Source organism: Mammaliicoccus sp. P-M59 (assembly GCF_022386135.1).
In the GTDB taxonomy this organism is placed as follows: domain Bacteria; phylum Bacillota; class Bacilli; order Staphylococcales; family Staphylococcaceae; genus Mammaliicoccus; species Mammaliicoccus sciuri_A.
This window is the reverse complement of the sequence record NZ_JAJNJJ010000001.1, coordinates 758,048-775,156: the sequence shown is the minus strand read 5'-3', so window position 1 is coordinate 775,156 and position 17,109 is coordinate 758,048. Positions and strand designations below refer to the sequence as shown.

Here is a 17,109-nt window from a genome sequence, read left to right as displayed (position 1 = left end):
GGCTTTTTGTATGTTAACTTCGACGTTTAGATCGTGATATTAACATGATAAAGTAACATAATAATCCAAATAGCATTGTTATAAATAATGCGTGGAAGAGTGCGATAAATAAATTAACGCGTGTGATAACTGATAAAGCACCTGTTGTTACTTGTAAACAAACTAATATAAAAGCTAATGTCCAACCGTATTTAATAACGCGGTATTGTGTATAATTTTTGAAAGCATGTATGAATATATATAATATCCAAATAAATATGATGAAAGCTAAAGTTCTATGTGACATTTGAACCCATTCATAAAAGTTTTGAGGTAGTCCGACTTCACCGTTTCTACATAATGGCCAACTTAAACATGCTAAACTTGCATCTGCATGTCTTACAAGTGCCCCTGAATAAATTACAAAATATATAAATAATGTAACAGCATAAGTGTGGAACTTTAAGTGTTTATCTATTATTAAGCTTGTAGCTTCGAATTTTTGATCAACTTCATAAATAATTAATGTTAATAATAAAACTGATGCGAAGCTAATGAGTGATATTCCGAAATGTAGAGATAAAATAAAATCATTTTGTTGCCAAATTACAGCAGCTGCGCCAATTAAAGCTTGTGCAAAAATAAATGCAATACTCGTAATACAAAGTGGTTTAACTTCTCTAATATGACCAAGTTTGACCCAACTTATATAAGTAAGTAGACAAACAAGAATAAGTGCTAGTCCAGATACGCCTCTATGTGCTAATTCTATAATCGTTTCAACTGGCCAATCTGCAGGTATAACAGAGCCATGACATAATGGCCAAGAGTTTCCGCAACCATCAGCGGAACCAGTCTTAGTAACTAATGCGCCACCTAATTGGACAAAGAGCATCACAATTGTCGCTATAGTAGATAGCCATTTTAAAAATTTATCACTAAACAATTCGAACACCTCAAGTAAAATTAAAATTGATATTTATAGTACTATAAAATGAGTTTTATTCTAAAATAAACCTTATTTATATGTCAAAATATGATAGAATTTAAGAGAACAACGTATTAACAATTATTCTTACTTTAATACGATTCTAATTTAAACACTAATATCTATAGTATAACAATGAATGTGCATTGTAAATGTTACACAATAATGACTTTTTATGCGAACAAAGGATAAGTAATAAAATGTCAAAATTTTGTTTCAAAAATGTATAGATTATGTGACAATTTTCATATATCATTGAGTTATATGTGAAAGATAATGGAAGGAGGGACAAAATTGCAACAAAATCAATATAGTGTGACTTCTGAGAAAGAAATAGAAACTGGTCGTCTCACTTTGTATGAAATTAAAGCCATCATTAAAATGGGTCTTGTTCAAGGAAATCTGATCCCAACATTTGCAGGTGCGTGGCTTGCAATAGTATTTGGTGGATTTAACTTCTTCCACAGTTTACCGGTTGTTCTATTAATGATGGTAGGATCAACCTTAATTATGGGCGGAGCATGTGCTATAAACAATTATTACGATCAAGATATCGATTCTATCATGCCTTCAAAACAAAAGAGACCTACAGTAAATGGACGTATTAGTAATCGCCACTTAATTCAATTAAGTTTCGGATTAATGATTGTGGGTGAAATTTTATTATTCATGATAAATATTCCAACTGGCATAATTGGATTACTTGGTATATTTGGATATGTTGTACTGTACTCAATATGGTCAAAAAGACATACCGTTTGGAATACAGTTGTAGGAAGTTTTCCAGGTGCAATACCGCCGTTAATCGGTTGGGCGAGTATTGATCCATCATTAAGCCCATTAGCATGGACACTATTCTTAGTGTTATTTGCATGGCAACCTGCTCATTTTTATGCTTTAGCTTATCGTCGTAAAGATGAATATGCCTTAGCTAATATACCAATGTTACCGTCAGTTAAAAGCTTCAATAGAACGCGTTTAAGTATGTTGTTTTGGGTAGTTCTATTATTACCGATACCGTTCTTAATGACGCAACTTGGTACAGTGTTTATCGTTATTGCAACACTGCTCAACTTAGCATGGATGTTATTAGCTTTATATGGATTTAAAAAAGAAATAAACAAATCAAAATGGGCTACGAGTATGTTTGTTTTTTCTTTAAATTATCTTGTTATTTTCTTTGTCATGACAGTTATCGTAACTGTTATACAATTAATATAATTAATTATGAATGAATGCATGAAAGAGGGGTTAAACGAATGAAGACACGTTTAAAAAACACGAAAATGTTCGGTTTGCTTGCTACTTTGCTGTTTGTATTAGCAGGTTGTGGACAAAAACATTTATCAGTACTTCACCCAGCTGGTGAAGTGGCTGATAAACAATTCTTTTTACTAATGCTTTCAATAGGCATTATGTTGCTAGTTATTGTTGTAGTTGTTGTTATATTCTTATTTGCAATGATTAAATTCCGTCGTAAAAAATTAGGTGAAGATTATGTACCTAAAGACGTTGAAGGAAATCATAAATTAGAATTGGTTTGGACAATCATCCCAATCATTTTACTTATTATTCTAGCAATTCCTACTGTTATGCTAACGTTCTCACTTGGAGATACGAAAGCAATCGATAAAGTAGATGAAAAAGGTAAAAGTAAAGAACTTGTTATTGATGTAACTGCTAACCTTTATTGGTGGGAGTTTAGTTATCCAAATGAAAAAATTGTTACCAGCCAAGAACTGGTTGTACCAACTGATAAGAAAGTTTACTTCAGATTACATTCAGCTGATGTTAAACACTCATTCTGGGTACCAGCAGTTGGAGGAAAATTGGATACTAACGTAGAAGGTATTAATAAATTCTACTTAAAATTCGATGATAAAAGAGCTAAAGAAGTCAAAAATCTATTCTATGGTAAGTGTGCTGAATTATGTGGACCATCACATGCTTTAATGGACTTTAAAGTGAAAGCCCTACCACAAGATGATTTTGATAAATGGGTTAAAGATATGAAAGACGTTAAAAAACCTGTAGCCGCTACTTCTAGCCAAGCTAAAGAGGGTGAAAAGGTATTTAACAAATCATGTGCAGGATGTCACGCTGTTACACCAACTGGAGATGGCGCTAAAGGCCCTAACTTAACTAACTTTGGTGATCGTGATTTAATTGCAGGTTACTTAAAACATGATGAAGAAAATCTTAAAAAATGGATTAAAGACCCAGAAAGCGTTAAACCTGGTAATAAGATGACTGGTCAATATAAAGTTTCTGATGAAGACATTGACGCTTTATCTGCCTACTTAATGGAAAGAAAAGTTGATAAGTAAGAATTGAAAGGGAGGTTACTCTAGTGTCTACTCAAAGTAAAAAGGGGTTTGGATCGACTATTTGGGACTATTTAACAACAGTCGACCACAAAAAAATTGCTATTTTGTATTTAATTGCTGGGGGATTATTCTTTGCTATCGGTGGTATCGAAGCAATGTTAATTCGTATCCAGTTAGCAGTTCCAGAAAACGACTTTGTTACAGCTGGACTGTTTAATGAAATTATCACAATGCATGGTACAACAATGATATTCTTAGCCGCAATGCCTTTGTTATTCGGTTATATGAACGCAGTTGTCCCATTACAAATTGGTGCACGAGATGTTGCATTTCCATTCTTAAATGCATTAGGTTTCTGGTTATTCTTCTTCGGTGGAATTTTCTTAAACTTATCTTGGATTTTAGGTGGAGCGCCTAACGCAGGTTGGACATCTTATGCAAGTTTATCTTTAGAATCGGCAGGGCATGGTATTAACTTCTATGCTCTAGGGTTACAAATCTCTGGTGCTGGTACATTAATTGCTGGTATTAACTTTGTAGCTACAATCGTTAACATGAGAGCACCTGGTATGACGTATATGCGTATGCCATTAATGACTTGGACAACATTTGTTGCTTCTACATTAATCGTATTTGCATTCCCACCATTAACTATCGGTATTTTCTTATTAATTTTCGATAGAATGTTTGGTACATCATTCTTTGTTGCTTCTCAAGGTGGTAACACAATTATTTGGGAACATTTATTCTGGATCTTTGGACACCCAGAAGTATACATTTTAGTATTACCAGCGTTTGGTATATTCTCTGAAATTATACCTGTATTCGCTAGAAAACGTTTATTCGGTTATTCAGCGATGGTATTCGCTACAGTATTAATCGGTTTCTTAGGATTCATGGTTTGGGCTCACCACATGTTCACTGTAGGTTTAGGTCCAGTAGCTAACGCTATATTCGCTGTTGCAACAATGGCAATTGCTGTTCCAACTGGTGTGAAAATATTCAACTGGTTACTAACTGTATGGGGCGGTAGCGTTGAATTCACAACACCAATGTTATATGCGTTATTCTTTATTCCATCATTCGTTATGGGTGGGGTAACAGGTGTCATGCAAGCATCAGCACCAGCTGACTATCAATTACATGACTCATACTTTATCGTTGCTCACTTCCACTACGTAATTGTTGGTGGTGTAGTATTTGCATTATTAGCTGGTTTACATTATTGGTTCCCGCTAATAGCTGGTAAAATGTTAAGTGAAAAATTAGGTAAAGTAACATTCTGGTTATTCTTTATTGGTTTCCATTTAACATTCTTAATTCAACATTTCTTAGGACTATGGGGTATGCCACGTCGAGTATTTACATACTTACCTGGTCAAGGGTATGACATACCAAACTTAGTATCAACAATTGGTGCGCTATTCATGGCAGTAGCTGTTATTACTGAAGTTATCAATGTAATCATGACATTAGCTAAAGGTGAAAAAGTTGGAAAAGATGCTTGGGGAGACGGCCGTACTTTAGAATGGGCGTTACCAGTACCAACACCTCATTACAACTTTGCACAAACACCATTAGTTCGTGGATTAGATGCATTATGGATTGAAAAAACTCAAGGTGACGGAAAAATTCTTCCAGCTGAATCTTTAGATGAGATTCATATGCCTAATAATTCATTTATTCCATTTATGCAAGCATTCGGTTTATTCGTAGCTGCATTCGGTGCTTTATACTTTGCAGATGGTAAAGAATGGGCTTTAGATGCAGTTAAAGATTTACATGAAAAACCATGGGCAGTATACGTATTGATTCTTGGTTTAGGTATTACTGCAGGAAGTATGATTGTAAGATCACTTAAAGATGATCACGGTCATCATATTTCTAAAGAAGAGTTATTAGAGTATGAAAGGGGTGAGCGTTAATGTCACATGAAGAAGCAAAATTTACAGCTGACAATTGGCCAAACCATCCTGAAACAGCATCTATGGAAGGTAAGAACAAACTCGTAGGATTTTGGGTGTTCTTAGGTGGAGAGGTTGCATTATTCGCATCACTATTCGCTACTTACTTAGCACTAAAAGATGCTGTACCAAGTGAAGATCATTTATTAGCTAAAGATTTATTCCATTTACCATTAGCGTTCGTAATGACGATGTTATTATTAACATCATCTCTAACAAGTGTGTATGCTTTATATCATATGCGTAATTTCAATGCTAAAGGATTATTCCTTTGGATTGGTATTACAATACTGTTAGGATTAGGATTCTTAGGATTAGAAATTTATGAATTCGTAGAGTATGTACATCAAGGTCATACATTCCGTTCAAGTGCTTTCGGTAGTGCCTTCTACTTCTTAGTAGGAACACACGGATTCCACGTACTTATAGGTTTAGTATGGTTAACATTACTCATCTTCCGTAATAGAGCTAGAGGATTAAGTATTTATAATGCACATAAATTTAATACTGCTGCTTTATATTGGCACTTCATTGACGTTGTATGGGTGTTTATCTTTACAGTAGTATACTTGATGGGAGCGTTAGGATAATATGAGTCAACAATTAAATCATGACGCACAAGCACTTAGAGATTATAAGAAGCGTAAAAGTACAAAAGAAATGCGTATGCAAGTTACAAACTTCGCTATTATGATTTTTGTTACTTTTATTGCTTTCGCATTAGTTGCTGCAGAACTTCCTAAAGAATTCGTTATACCAGTTATTTTAGGATTAGCAGTACTACAAGTTGTATTACAATTCTATTATTTCATGCATATGAAAGCTGAAAAACATGGTATATCAAAATTATTTATGATTACGGGTGTATTCTTCGGATTATCGTTCATCGTAACGTTTATTTACATCGTATGGTTAGGCGATCCGTTATTCGTAAAAACAAAATAATTTATAAAAGACTCGAGAACTTTGTTATATAAGTTCTCGAGTCTTTTTATTTGGTCATATCATTGTCATAACTATTTACATTGTTGGGTTGTTTAACGATGGATTAAATTTTATAATAAAAGTAATGACTAAGTGGGGAAGTGTAAAGAGATGGGTAACTTAACCTCAATATCTATATTCGGTTTTTGGGCAAACTGGACGCCATTCTTCTTTGTAGGCGTATTGTGTGTAATTATTTTATACTTTTTAATTTGTGGAAAATGGTATAAAGATATACCTGGTGGAAGACCTTTAAGAAAAGGTGAAGCGACACTTTTCGTTATCTTAATGTTAACGATATACTTATTAGAAGGTGGACCTATTGATCTGCTTTCACATATCATATTTAGTTTCCATATGTTGCAAATGGCTTTATTATTTTTAATTGTAGTTCCATTGCTATATTTTGCTATCCCAGAATACATCATCAAATATGTGGAAGAACTACCTGTAATTAATAAGATTGTTCAATTATTTACAAAGCCGATATTAGCAATTTTTCTTTTTAACGGTTTATTCTCTGTATATCATATACCACTTGTGTTAGATACATTAAAACAAGATCTAGTTTTGCATGAGTTATATACGATTATTTTATTCATAAGTGCATGGTTTATGTGGCATCCAATATTTAACAAACATATTCCTGAAGAACTGCACATGAGTAACATTAAGAAAATCTTATATATCTTCTTTATCGGTGTGTTGTTAACACCTTCATGTGGACTTATCATATTTAGCGGTTCTGCAATGTATGAAACATACACGTCAGGTAAAGCATGGCTTGGTGCGATGACTTTATGTGTACCAGCTGATACGTTAAATTCAGTCGTTCAAGGAACAGGTTTATCTGGTCCAGAATACTTTACGAATTTTACACCTTTAGAAGATCAGCAAACAGGTGGTGTCATCATGAAAGTTATGCAAGAAATCGTGTTTGGTATTTATTTATATATCATTTTCATGAGATGGTTTAGATATGAGAGAAAAAATGAAAAGCAAATCACTGAAGATAGCTTGAGAAAATTACAAGAGCAAAAAGCATTATATAATCAATTTAGATAGGATGTATGAAAATGAATTTACCAATTTTACCGACAATAAGTACAACTTTCATCGTATTAAGCGCTATTTTAGTTGCTATCGGATGGTACTTTATTGCACAACGAAAAATTGAAACACACAAAAAGTTTATGATATCTGCAGCAGTTGCGGCAGTTGTATTCTTTACCATTTATGCTAGTAGAACAGTATTTATTGGAAATACTTCATTTGGTGGACCGGATAATATCAAAATTTATTATACAATTTTCTTGATTTTCCATATAACACTAGCGACTGTCGGGGCAGTGATGGGGATCTATACGATTTATTTAGGTTGGACGAACAAACTGGATAGACACCGTAAATTTGGGCCAGTAACATCTATTATTTGGTTCTGTACAGCTATTACAGGTGTTGCCGTTTATTTATTATTATATGTGTTCTATCATGGTGGCGATACAACATCTATGATAAAAGCAATTTTAGGACATTAAATTAAAACCTCTCAATCCGTATATAATGGGTTGAGAGGTTTTTTGTATATATTATATTTTAAAGTCTGTTTTTATAAGACCAGATTCTAGTATCGTTTTGATAACGATTAAGAATAATGGTCCGATAAAGAATCCAATAAAGCCTAGTAATTTTAAACCGATAAACATGGATATTAAAGTAGGTAGTGGAGATAAACCAACACCTGTACCGAATATTTTAGGTTCTAATATTTTTCTTTGAACGAGTAATATAACAGATAGTATAATTAGTTGAATACCGAGCGTCGGGTCTCCAACTATGTAAGCATAGATTGCCCACGGAATTGTAAAACCTGTTGCACCAACTATCGGTAAGATATCTATAAACCATATAAATAAACTGATGATAAACGCTGAATCTACACCAATGATCAGTAGACCAACGTATGTAAATAACCAAGTTATAAAGCTTAATACGATGGTAGCAGATATCATTCCAATAATAGAATGGCCAATTTTATTGTATATTTTATAAATTTCATGATAAGTCGACGGATATAGATGTTGTTTAATAAATTTATGAATATTTGGTATTTCTAACATAAATAAGAACAATGCTACAAGAAACACTACAAGACTTATTATAAAACCGGGTAAAGAAGATACAACTTCTGTTATATTTTCAACGCTTAAATAATTTGCGATTGAATCTCTTAAAGATGCTACAAAGTTCTGCAGTTCCTTGTTGATTGTAACTGCCATTTCATCTGGTAAAATAGCTTTCATTTTGTCGTTATATTGTTCAATTACATTGATGAGTATATTAATTTTATTAGGTAAATCTTTAATAAATAGCACAATCTGGTCTATTAATTTTGTTAAAAATAAAAATATAACAAATCCTGTTATCGTAAGGAGTAACGTATAAATAATCGTTACGCTCCATTTCCGGCTTTTAATTTTATGTGTAAGTTTATTAACGAGCGGATTGAGTGCTAATGCGATAACAAGTGCTGTTATTAAAGGTATTGATATCGGTAATATGAAATAAATAAATAGAATAGATAAAACTATAATGATAAATATGCTTATGTTTCGTTTGTTTATCCATTTTTTCATAATGATGACCTCTTTGCTCATTTATATATAAATAAAGAGACGTGAAATATCACGTCTCTACTCTGTTAGTAATATTTTAATTAATGCGCACCTAATGTATTTAATGCATTAATATCTGATGTGATACGTTCAATTAATAAGTTACAATGTGCAACTAAATTATCTGGGTAAACTTCATCATCTCCGTATTCTACACCTGTTGGATAGTAGTGTTTACCGAGATATGGATCCATTAATTGAATTGTTGCGTTATTGGCACCGATGTCCCCTTTAAGTGCATAACCTGGAATTCTTAAGTAATAGACACCTTCACTTATTTCATATTTAAAATCATAAGTAATACGCTCATAATCCCAATGTCCTCCAGCAATAAAACCATGTTTATTCATAACATCTTTTAATAGCTCTTGTTCAATGATAACCTTCTCAAGACCTGTATTATCAAATACCATGTATTTTTCCTCCCTCTAAGTACCTTTAAGTTTATTTTATGATAAAAGCGCCAATGTTGCAATGTACATTTATATTTAACAAATATGACAACATTTCGATTGATTTAGGTAAATGTTTTCCTGTAAAATGATATAATTGAATATAGGAATAAATGAGGAGGTAAATAGTTGAAAAATATTATCATAAAAGTTGTAGCAATAACTATTTTAATCATTGTACTCTTTTATTTATTCTATTCACCTAAATTAGAATTTGATGTTTTAAAGAATCCTAACTACTCTCATGATAAAGCAAATGAGAATTATTATGAGCAACAAGCTGAAAAATCAACTGGCAATGCAAAGTTGAAAGAAGGCGTAGGTACATATGTCTATAAAAATATTAAAGAAGTCATAAATGATTTAGGACAACCAGATAGGGTATATAAGGCAGAGCACGGTAGAAAGAATTATGTCTTCAAAAATAAAGAGCACTATTATTTAATATCTACTAAAAATGATAAAGTCTCTTCAGTATTTGCTACAGGAAATAAAGTGAATGTTTCACCAATTAAAATGAAACAAGATGCAACAAAGATTTTTAATGGTACAAATATAGATATGGAACCAGTTGTTGAAAGTGCATATGGAAAATATCAATTAGAATTATCTGAACGTGATATCAAGACACAATTACTGATTAAATACGGTAATGTTTATGCGCAAGTCTTAATTGATAGTGAAACAAATGAAGTGATGGGCGTACAATTTATGGATTCAGATGCTGTTATTGAGCATGCACCATTTTCAATGACTAAGATAAATAATGACAAAGGTCAAGATTTAAAGAGAACAGACAAACAAGACTTCCAATCACATATAAATAAAGATTTATCACTTCTTGAAATTGTTAATGAAATTAGAGAAATGAAAGATGTCAAACCATTACAGATTAATGATCAACTTACGTATATAACACAAATGGAAGCAGATTTAATTGAAGATGATATCGATGAAGAAGAGGCAGTTAAATCTCTAGAAGATGGCATCACAAAACATATCAATAATCAAAAGATTGAATATGAGTCCATTAACCAAAATTTAGCATACAATTTCTATGATGTACCAACACTTATCAATAGCTGGTTAAACAACAACACGTATCGAGAAAAGTTATTAGGTAGTCAATATGATGAATTTGGTGCTGGTAATTCTCGCGAATACTATTCACTTGTTTTCAAAGAAAATAAAGAATAAGGGGGAATCATATTATGTTTACTGCAGAAACAGTTGATATACTTGATCAATCAGACGAACTAAGTGCATGTATTAAAGATTCATATATTTATCAAGAATACATCGAAGCAAAACATCAACTTGAAACAAATTTTGAAGTTAAAATATTAAGACAAAAATTTGATCAAATAAAATCACATTATGATGATTGTTTAAGATTTGGCAGATATCATCCTGATTACAGTAGAGTTATGAAAGAAACAAGACAACAAAAGAGAGCATATGAAATGCATCCAGTTGTTTCTGAATTTAAGACTAAAGAAACTGCTTTACAAGATTTATTAGATGAAGTGATTAGCATTGTTTCTTATTCAGTTTCAAGCAATGTTAAAGTGGATACAGGTAATCCATTCTTTAGTAGTGAGTCACATGGTGGTGGTTGTTCTACTGGTGGTTCTTGTGGATGTTCAACATAACATAAAAAAGCTTTCCATTTGTCATTTGACAGATGGAAAGCTTTTTAAAATTAGTATTGTTTTTTTATTAAGAAGTGTGCAGTATCTGGGCGATCAGTTACAATCGTATGTGCACCTTTTTGAATTAAATCATCCATTGTATCGATTTGATTTACAACCCAATAAGCAACAGATATATTAAGTGATGTTAAAAATTGAATGAAACCTTCTGAGTCTAAAGGAAGCCCTTTAGCTTGTATTGGAATTTGGAATGTATCGGATTTAGGTTGATACGTATGACCATATCCTGATTGATAAGCTATGAAAGCTTTAGCTACTTCGCTTTGACCTGTACCTAATGCAATTGAATCTTGAGCATATAAATTAAAGCGATCAATTTGTTCATCATAGAAACTTGTAATATTAACACGATCCTCAGCTTTAAGTTCTGTAATTAAACGATATAAGTGTGATGGTGCTAAACTACCACTATATGATTCAGGATGGTCTTTAATATCTATATTTACTAAGACATCTGGATATTCAGTTAATAACTCTTTTAAAGTGACGATTTTAGCTTTGGCATCTCCTCTATAAGGATGCTCGTTATTAATATCTTTGAAGTGGTATCCGAAATCTAATTGGCGTAGTTCTTCTAATGTATGATCACCTACATACCCTGAACCGTTACTTGTACGATCGACTGTGTTGTCATGTGTTACAACAAGTACTTCATCTTTAGTAAGTCGAACATCTACTTCAAATCCAGTTACTTCGTATTTTAATGCATGATCAAAAGCTAAGCGTGTATGTTCTGGTCTTAACGCCATGCCTCCACGATGAGCGAATACATAAGGAGCTGGTTGTGTAAAGAATGGTTTAATCGTACGTGGTTTAACGTTTGATGTTGCTTTTGTCACAATCCAAGAACCCGCAACAATGCCTCCGATAAGACCTGTTGTTTTTAATAAATTAATTTTTGACATGTTATCCTATCCTTTCGAAATGCAAATAAAGACTTATATATATTCTATCAAATTGATTTAAGATAAGAAAGCAAGTCACATGTGCTTGGAGTTATCTTCTTTCATCATTTTATAGAAAGTGCTAATATAAAAATAAAAAGCGTTAGGAGGTTATTTTGATGGAATTAGTAGAACGAATCAGTATTGTCGTATATTTAAAGAATATGAAACACGAACGACAATTACGCAAGTTTGGTAATATATACTTTGCACATAGAAAAGAACAATACGTCATGTTATATACAAATGAAGATAAAATAGACGATACTGTTCAACATTTAATGAAACTAAAATATGTTAAAGATGTAAAAGTTTCACCATTTAAATATGTTAAAAGAGATTACTCTAATTCAAATACGGACAAAAAAGAGTATTTAAACTTTTAACTATTGAAGCGGAGGCAAGTATCTTTCAAGTCTTAATACACCTTTTAAATAGGCGAAGTAAAGTTCATCTTCAGCGAAATCAGCACGTGATTTAACATCAAGACCTTTAACTTGTATGTGATATGCATTAGCCCATTCATTGATTAAATCGAATTTTTTATTTGAGTCAGGGTAAGGATATTTAATACCTTCCATTATCATGTAAATCGCTTGAAAATGTTGACCTTTAGTAGGCTTCATAATGATACAAGCTGAAGATAGTTTCTCCTTAGATAATGGTGTATGTAACATAATAATGTCAGAAATACGTTCATGGTTATATTCGATTAACGTTTGAAATTCAAATAAATCAGTTAGGCCATGACCGATGACGATAAATGATTGTTTCATTTTTATAAACCTCGTTTTCGTTTAAATACTATATGGATAAGTATAAATAATAATTAATAATAAAGAAAGTGATGATTAACATTGAGAGTAATAGGTGGAAAATACAAGAGACTTCATATAAAAACAATAGATGGTCAATCAACGAGACCGACTACAGATAAAGTGAAAGAAAATATCTTTAATAGCCTTCAAGAATTAGAAGGTATCGGGTTAGATTTGTTTGCTGGTAGTGGTGGACTTGGTATCGAAGGATTGTCTAGAGGTTTAGATAAAGTGATTTTTGTGGACGGTAATTTCAAAGCAACTAAAATGATAAAAGAAAATTTAAATACATTACATATACCTGAAACTCAATACGAAGTTTATAAAAATGATGCAATTAGAGCGTTAAAAGCTTTAAATAAACGCGATATTAAGTTTGATTATATATTTCTAGATCCACCTTATAGAAAATCGCTCATAGATCAATCATTAGAAAAAATTCAAGCGTTTGACTTATTAAATGTAAATGGTACAATAATTTGCGAATTTGATAAAAGTGAAGACATAGATACGGGTGCGTTCAAAGTTCTTAAAAAGTATGAATATGGACTGACGCATGTTATGTTGCTAACAAAAGGAGAAGACAATGACTAAGAGAATAGCAGTTGTTCCAGGTAGCTTTGATCCAATAACATTAGGACATATTGATATTATTAAGCGTAGTGCAAAAATATTTGATGAGATTCATGTTTCTGTATTGAAAAATGGTTCTAAAAAAGGCTTATTTAGTACAGAAGAGCGTGTTGAATTAATTAAAGAAGCGGTACAAGATGTACCAAATATAGTGGTGCATTCATTTCATGGGTTACTTGTAGACTTTTGCAAAGAAATAAATGCTAACACGATTGTAAGAGGGTTAAGAGCTGTTAGCGACTTTGAGTATGAAATGCAATTGACATCTATGAATAAAAAACTAGATGACGACATTGAAACATTATATATGATGACAAATAATCATTATTCATTTATAAGTTCAAGTGTTGTGAAAGAAGTTGCACAATTTGACGGCGATATTTCGGAATTTGTTCCTGAAAATGTGAATAAAGCATTGAAAGAAAAAATAAAAAATAAAGAATCATAATAAAAAACGCATGCATATGTCATGCGTTTTTTATTATGACTGGTTTATTAAAATCAGTATCAGAATCACCTGAAATATATTGATATAAATCTGTTGCTTTAATTTCATTAGTGAAGTGAGCAGCTGTTTGTTTATTTACATTTGTAACGATAGGTAACGGACATGATTCTTTAATAGATTTTAAATATGCTTGTCCTTTTTTAGACATTGCAAGTACACGTATGGCAGTTGGATTATATTCAGAAACTTGTTCATTCGAAACGTTTAACAAAATTGCGGTTAACAAGCGTTGTATTCTTGTCCACGTATATCGCTTAGATTTGAGCTTTTGTACAAACATTTCAAAGTTCGTACTTTCTTTAATTTCTTTTTTAACTTTATATTCTAATCCTTCAGTCATCATATATATGTCTCGCAATTCTTCATGGGTAGCTCTTAATATTGTCCATTTTAATAATGGGAAAAAGTGATCCCAGTTAACTGCATGAGCGTGCTTTAATATATTTGAACTTGTTATCGGTAAACTTAATTGATATGTATCGTCCTGTCTAAAATAGGCGTTACGTATAGAAGTTGCACTTGAAATGTGTGTTGTTTCGTTTAAATGAGCATCTAAATACATGTTATCTTTTCTTTGAATCGTTGTTGGTTCTATTGCTAAGTTATGCTGCATGATATGTTTCACATATTCAATTGCGAGTAAATTATTTGAACCTTTAAGCATTTGATTATGAGGTATTAATTCTGAAATAATTCTCGGGTGTGATTTTCCTTCTTTCAACATTTGTTTGTATTTTTCACTTTTAGATACTTGTTCTATTTCTTTAATGACATGTTTAATATCGTCAATATTTCCAGATTCGCTTCCAAAAGATAATGTGTCACATCCAAGTTGTTCTGCTATTTGAACGCTGCCTTTAGCAAATAAATCACCAGATGATATGGCATATACAAGGGGCAATTCAATAACTAAATCTACATATTGAATGGCCATTTCGGCACGCTTAAACTTACTTAAAATTGCTGGTTCTCCACGCATTGTAAAAGAACCACTCATAATAGAAATAGCAACATCACTTTTTGTTAATTTTCTAGAAGATTCTGCGTGATATACATGCCCATTATGAAATGGATTATATTCTGTTATTAAAGCAACACTTTTCATTTGCATTTCCTCCCATTTCACTTCATCATAAGTATTGTATCAGATAATGAATGTTAAGAAAAAATCTTGACAAACATTGTCGTTAAGGTTACAATAATTTTTGTGTTTGTAAGAGGTGAACCCAGATGAAGTGGTCAATAACACAACTTAAAAAATACCAAAACGAACCATTTACTTTTGATAAAGAAATCGATATGAAATACCTTATTGATAGGGTAGATGAACTTATCGATATATCTCCAATAAAAGTAACAGGAGACGTTCAAGTGCGAATGCATGAGATAATTGTCAATCTTGACATTAATGGTGTATTGACGTTACCATGTGCCCGTACTTTAAAGCCAGTAGAGCTACCATTTGATACTACATCAGTAGAAATATTTGAGCTAGATGAATTTAGTGAAAGTAATAATGATGATGACGAATTGAGACATAAACTCGAAGGCGGCATGATTAATTTATTACCAATCATTGAAGAACTTGTTATTTTAGAGAAACCGTTACAAGTATTCTCTGAAGGTAGCGAAGATATTTCAATGGCAGGCGATGGTTGGGAAGTTATTGGCGAAGATCAAATTGAGTCAACCGAAGATTCAGAACAAGAAACTGAAAAGAAAGTTGATCCAAGACTTCAAAAATTACAACAATTCTTCGATGACGAAAAATAATCGGAAAAGTGTTTATAAAATTTAAGGAGGAATAAGACATGGCAGTTCCAGCTAGAAGAACTTCAAAAACAGCTAAAAGAAAACGTCGTACGCATTTCAAAATCTCAGTACCAGGTATGGTAGAATGTTCAAACTGTGGAGAAATGAAATTATCTCACCGTGTATGTAAAGCATGTGGATCATACAAAGGTAAAGAAGTCGTTTCTAAATAATAATTAATATTTAAACACCTAAACTAAGGTGCTTAAGACTGTCATCAATGTCTTTGACTTTGTTGGCAGTCTTTTTTCGTATATAATATTTTTATATCACAATGAGAAGATGAGGCGTTACTATGGAAGAAATTACTTCAGTTCAAAATAATAAAATTAAACAAATGAATAAATTAAAAAAGAAAAAAGAACGAGTTAAACAAGGACAATTTCTAATTGAAGGATTTCATTTAATCGAAGAATCTTATCATAGTCAACTGAATATCATTACATTATTAGCAGTAGATTATGGAAGAGTTGATGAGAAAATTGTTGAATATGCAAAGGAAGCATATGTCATTAATTTTAAAGTGGCAGAATCATTATCTGACACAACGACACCTCAAGGTATATTTGCGGTTGTTGAAATGCCTACATACGAAACGAGTAATTTTAAACAAGTCCTTGTATTAGATAGAGTACAAGATCCAGGTAATATGGGTGCATTGATTCGTAATGCTGACGCTGCAGGCATGGACGCTGTTATTTATTCAAAAGGTAGTGCAGACCCGTACCAAGATAAAGTATTACGTGCTTCACAAGGTAGTGTCTTTCATTTACCTGTTGTTGAGCAAGATATATTTGAATTTATGGAACAATTTGATGGCGAAACTTACGGAACAAGTCTTCAAAATGCAGTTGAATATCGAGAAGTCAAAAGCCATTCAAACTTTGCGTTAATTATGGGGAATGAAGGTGCGGGCGTTGATCCAGCGATACTTGAACAAACGACTAAAAATCTTCATATACCGCTATATGGCAAAGCTGAAAGTTTAAATGTAGCTGTATCTTGTGGTATCTTGCTTTATCATTTGAAAGGTTGACCAATTATATAATATTTAATATAATGATTTCATAATCAATATGAGCTTACAAAAGGACGTAAATTAATGTTTACACATGACAAGGGAATGGATTCGAGACTGAAAAATCCTATGTTGTAACTTAATTTTTTTCATCTTTTTAGCTACTTAAAGAAATTTAAGTCGGAATGTAGATCCGTTATCAACATATAAGTGTATGCATAACTATGTATAAATTTGGGTGGTACCACGGAAGACTTCGTCCCTCTATATTTGAGGAGGCGGAGTCTTTTTTTCG

Annotated in this window: 21 protein-coding genes; 15 read left to right on the top strand and 6 right to left on the bottom strand. The window is 32.2% G+C overall.

Features of this window, described 5'->3' with window-relative positions; all coding sequences use genetic code 11:
• Positions 1–13 precede the first annotated feature (13 nt).
• Entirely contained in the window at positions 14–925 is a 912-nt protein-coding gene (locus tag LQ617_RS03745) for a COX15/CtaA family protein (RefSeq protein WP_037587456.1), read from the bottom strand.
• A 357-nt stretch (positions 926–1,282) separates the two neighbouring features.
• Between LQ617_RS03745 and cyoE the strand changes: the two genes are divergently transcribed.
• The 7 genes from cyoE (at position 1,283) to LQ617_RS03710 (ending at position 7,780) form a co-directional block, all read left to right on the top strand.
• On the top strand, positions 1,283–2,188 hold the full coding sequence (cyoE, locus tag LQ617_RS03740; RefSeq protein ID WP_037588060.1) for a heme o synthase: 906 nt from the start codon (positions 1,283–1,285) through the stop codon (positions 2,186–2,188).
• A gap of 38 nt (positions 2,189–2,226) precedes the next feature.
• Complete coding sequence (gene coxB, locus LQ617_RS03735) at positions 2,227–3,294, top strand: cytochrome c oxidase subunit II (RefSeq protein WP_037587457.1); 1,068 nt, start codon at positions 2,227–2,229, stop codon at positions 3,292–3,294.
• A gap of 23 nt (positions 3,295–3,317) precedes the next feature.
• On the top strand, positions 3,318–5,219 hold the full coding sequence (ctaD, locus tag LQ617_RS03730) for a cytochrome c oxidase subunit I (protein WP_025904654.1): 1,902 nt from the start codon (positions 3,318–3,320) through the stop codon (positions 5,217–5,219).
• Positions 5,219–5,848: a cytochrome c oxidase subunit 3 gene (locus LQ617_RS03725; RefSeq protein WP_025904653.1), complete on the top strand. Its 630-nt coding sequence runs from the start codon at positions 5,219–5,221 to the stop codon at positions 5,846–5,848. Before ctaD ends, LQ617_RS03725 begins: the two co-directional genes overlap by 1 nt.
• A gap of 1 nt (position 5,849) precedes the next feature.
• Complete coding sequence (locus LQ617_RS03720) at positions 5,850–6,203, top strand: cytochrome C oxidase subunit IV family protein (protein ID WP_037587459.1); 354 nt, start codon at positions 5,850–5,852, stop codon at positions 6,201–6,203.
• A gap of 150 nt (positions 6,204–6,353) precedes the next feature.
• Entirely contained in the window at positions 6,354–7,307 is a 954-nt protein-coding gene (gene ctaG, locus LQ617_RS03715) for a cytochrome c oxidase assembly factor CtaG (RefSeq protein WP_037587461.1), read from the top strand.
• Between the two features lie 11 nt (positions 7,308–7,318).
• The gene (locus LQ617_RS03710; protein WP_037587463.1) at positions 7,319–7,780 is read left to right on the top strand and encodes a DUF420 domain-containing protein; all 462 of its coding nucleotides are present in this window, start codon (positions 7,319–7,321) and stop codon (positions 7,778–7,780) included.
• A 51-nt stretch (positions 7,781–7,831) separates the two neighbouring features.
• On the opposite strand, the gene ytvI is transcribed toward LQ617_RS03710, so the two are convergent.
• Positions 7,832–8,878, bottom strand: a complete 1,047-nt coding sequence (gene ytvI / locus LQ617_RS03705) for a sporulation integral membrane protein YtvI (RefSeq protein WP_204188695.1) — start codon at positions 8,876–8,878, stop codon at positions 7,832–7,834.
• Between the two features lie 80 nt (positions 8,879–8,958).
• Positions 8,959–9,330 carry a YugN family protein gene (locus LQ617_RS03700; RefSeq protein WP_025904648.1) on the bottom strand — a complete coding sequence of 124 codons (372 nt, stop codon included), beginning with the start codon at positions 9,328–9,330 and terminating at the stop codon, positions 8,959–8,961.
• A 168-nt stretch (positions 9,331–9,498) separates the two neighbouring features.
• Between LQ617_RS03700 and LQ617_RS03695 the strand changes: the two genes are divergently transcribed.
• Together LQ617_RS03695 and LQ617_RS03690 are read left to right on the top strand one after the other, a co-directional pair.
• Positions 9,499–10,566, top strand: a complete 1,068-nt coding sequence (locus LQ617_RS03695; protein ID WP_037587467.1) for a CAP-associated domain-containing protein — start codon at positions 9,499–9,501, stop codon at positions 10,564–10,566.
• Between the two features lie 14 nt (positions 10,567–10,580).
• A complete protein-coding gene (locus tag LQ617_RS03690) occupies positions 10,581–11,021 on the top strand; it encodes a YlbF/YmcA family competence regulator (RefSeq protein WP_037587470.1) in 441 nt (146 codons plus the stop codon).
• 50 nt (positions 11,022–11,071) lie between these two features.
• Here the strand turns inward: LQ617_RS03690 and LQ617_RS03685 are convergent, their stop codons facing one another.
• Positions 11,072–11,986 (bottom strand): glycerophosphodiester phosphodiesterase family protein, encoded by a 915-nt coding sequence (locus LQ617_RS03685; protein ID WP_037587473.1) that lies wholly within the window; start codon positions 11,984–11,986, stop codon positions 11,072–11,074.
• Positions 11,987–12,144: 158 nt separating this feature from the next.
• Here LQ617_RS03685 and LQ617_RS03680 point away from each other — a divergent pair, with 158 nt between their 5' ends.
• Positions 12,145–12,411 carry a DUF2129 domain-containing protein gene (locus LQ617_RS03680; protein ID WP_037587474.1) on the top strand — a complete coding sequence of 89 codons (267 nt, stop codon included), beginning with the start codon at positions 12,145–12,147 and terminating at the stop codon, positions 12,409–12,411.
• On the opposite strand, the gene LQ617_RS03675 is transcribed toward LQ617_RS03680, so the two are convergent.
• The gene (locus tag LQ617_RS03675; protein WP_025904643.1) at positions 12,412–12,801 is read right to left on the bottom strand and encodes a DUF7147 family protein; all 390 of its coding nucleotides are present in this window, start codon (positions 12,799–12,801) and stop codon (positions 12,412–12,414) included.
• An 81-nt stretch (positions 12,802–12,882) separates the two neighbouring features.
• On the opposite strand from LQ617_RS03675, the gene rsmD reads away from it, so the two are divergent.
• Together rsmD and coaD are read left to right on the top strand one after the other, a co-directional pair.
• Positions 12,883–13,437: a 16S rRNA (guanine(966)-N(2))-methyltransferase RsmD gene (gene rsmD / locus LQ617_RS03670; protein ID WP_239739581.1), complete on the top strand. Its 555-nt coding sequence runs from the start codon at positions 12,883–12,885 to the stop codon at positions 13,435–13,437.
• The gene (gene coaD / locus LQ617_RS03665) at positions 13,430–13,924 is read left to right on the top strand and encodes a pantetheine-phosphate adenylyltransferase (protein WP_037587476.1); all 495 of its coding nucleotides are present in this window, start codon (positions 13,430–13,432) and stop codon (positions 13,922–13,924) included. The genes rsmD and coaD overlap by 8 nt, the downstream gene beginning before the upstream one ends.
• A 19-nt stretch (positions 13,925–13,943) precedes the next feature.
• Here the strand turns inward: coaD and LQ617_RS03660 are convergent, their stop codons facing one another.
• Complete coding sequence (locus tag LQ617_RS03660; protein WP_037587478.1) at positions 13,944–15,089, bottom strand: nucleotidyltransferase; 1,146 nt, start codon at positions 15,087–15,089, stop codon at positions 13,944–13,946.
• A gap of 125 nt (positions 15,090–15,214) precedes the next feature.
• Here LQ617_RS03660 and LQ617_RS03655 point away from each other — a divergent pair, with 125 nt between their 5' ends.
• The 3 genes from LQ617_RS03655 to LQ617_RS03645 all read left to right on the top strand — a co-directional run bounded on the left by LQ617_RS03655 (position 15,215) and on the right by LQ617_RS03645 (position 16,832).
• Positions 15,215–15,757: a YceD family protein gene (locus LQ617_RS03655; RefSeq protein WP_025904639.1), complete on the top strand. Its 543-nt coding sequence runs from the start codon at positions 15,215–15,217 to the stop codon at positions 15,755–15,757.
• A gap of 38 nt (positions 15,758–15,795) precedes the next feature.
• On the top strand, positions 15,796–15,969 hold the full coding sequence (rpmF, locus tag LQ617_RS03650) for a 50S ribosomal protein L32 (protein ID WP_025904638.1): 174 nt from the start codon (positions 15,796–15,798) through the stop codon (positions 15,967–15,969).
• A gap of 122 nt (positions 15,970–16,091) precedes the next feature.
• The gene (locus tag LQ617_RS03645) at positions 16,092–16,832 is read left to right on the top strand and encodes a TrmH family RNA methyltransferase (RefSeq protein ID WP_239739579.1); all 741 of its coding nucleotides are present in this window, start codon (positions 16,092–16,094) and stop codon (positions 16,830–16,832) included.
• Positions 16,833–17,109 lie beyond the last annotated feature (277 nt).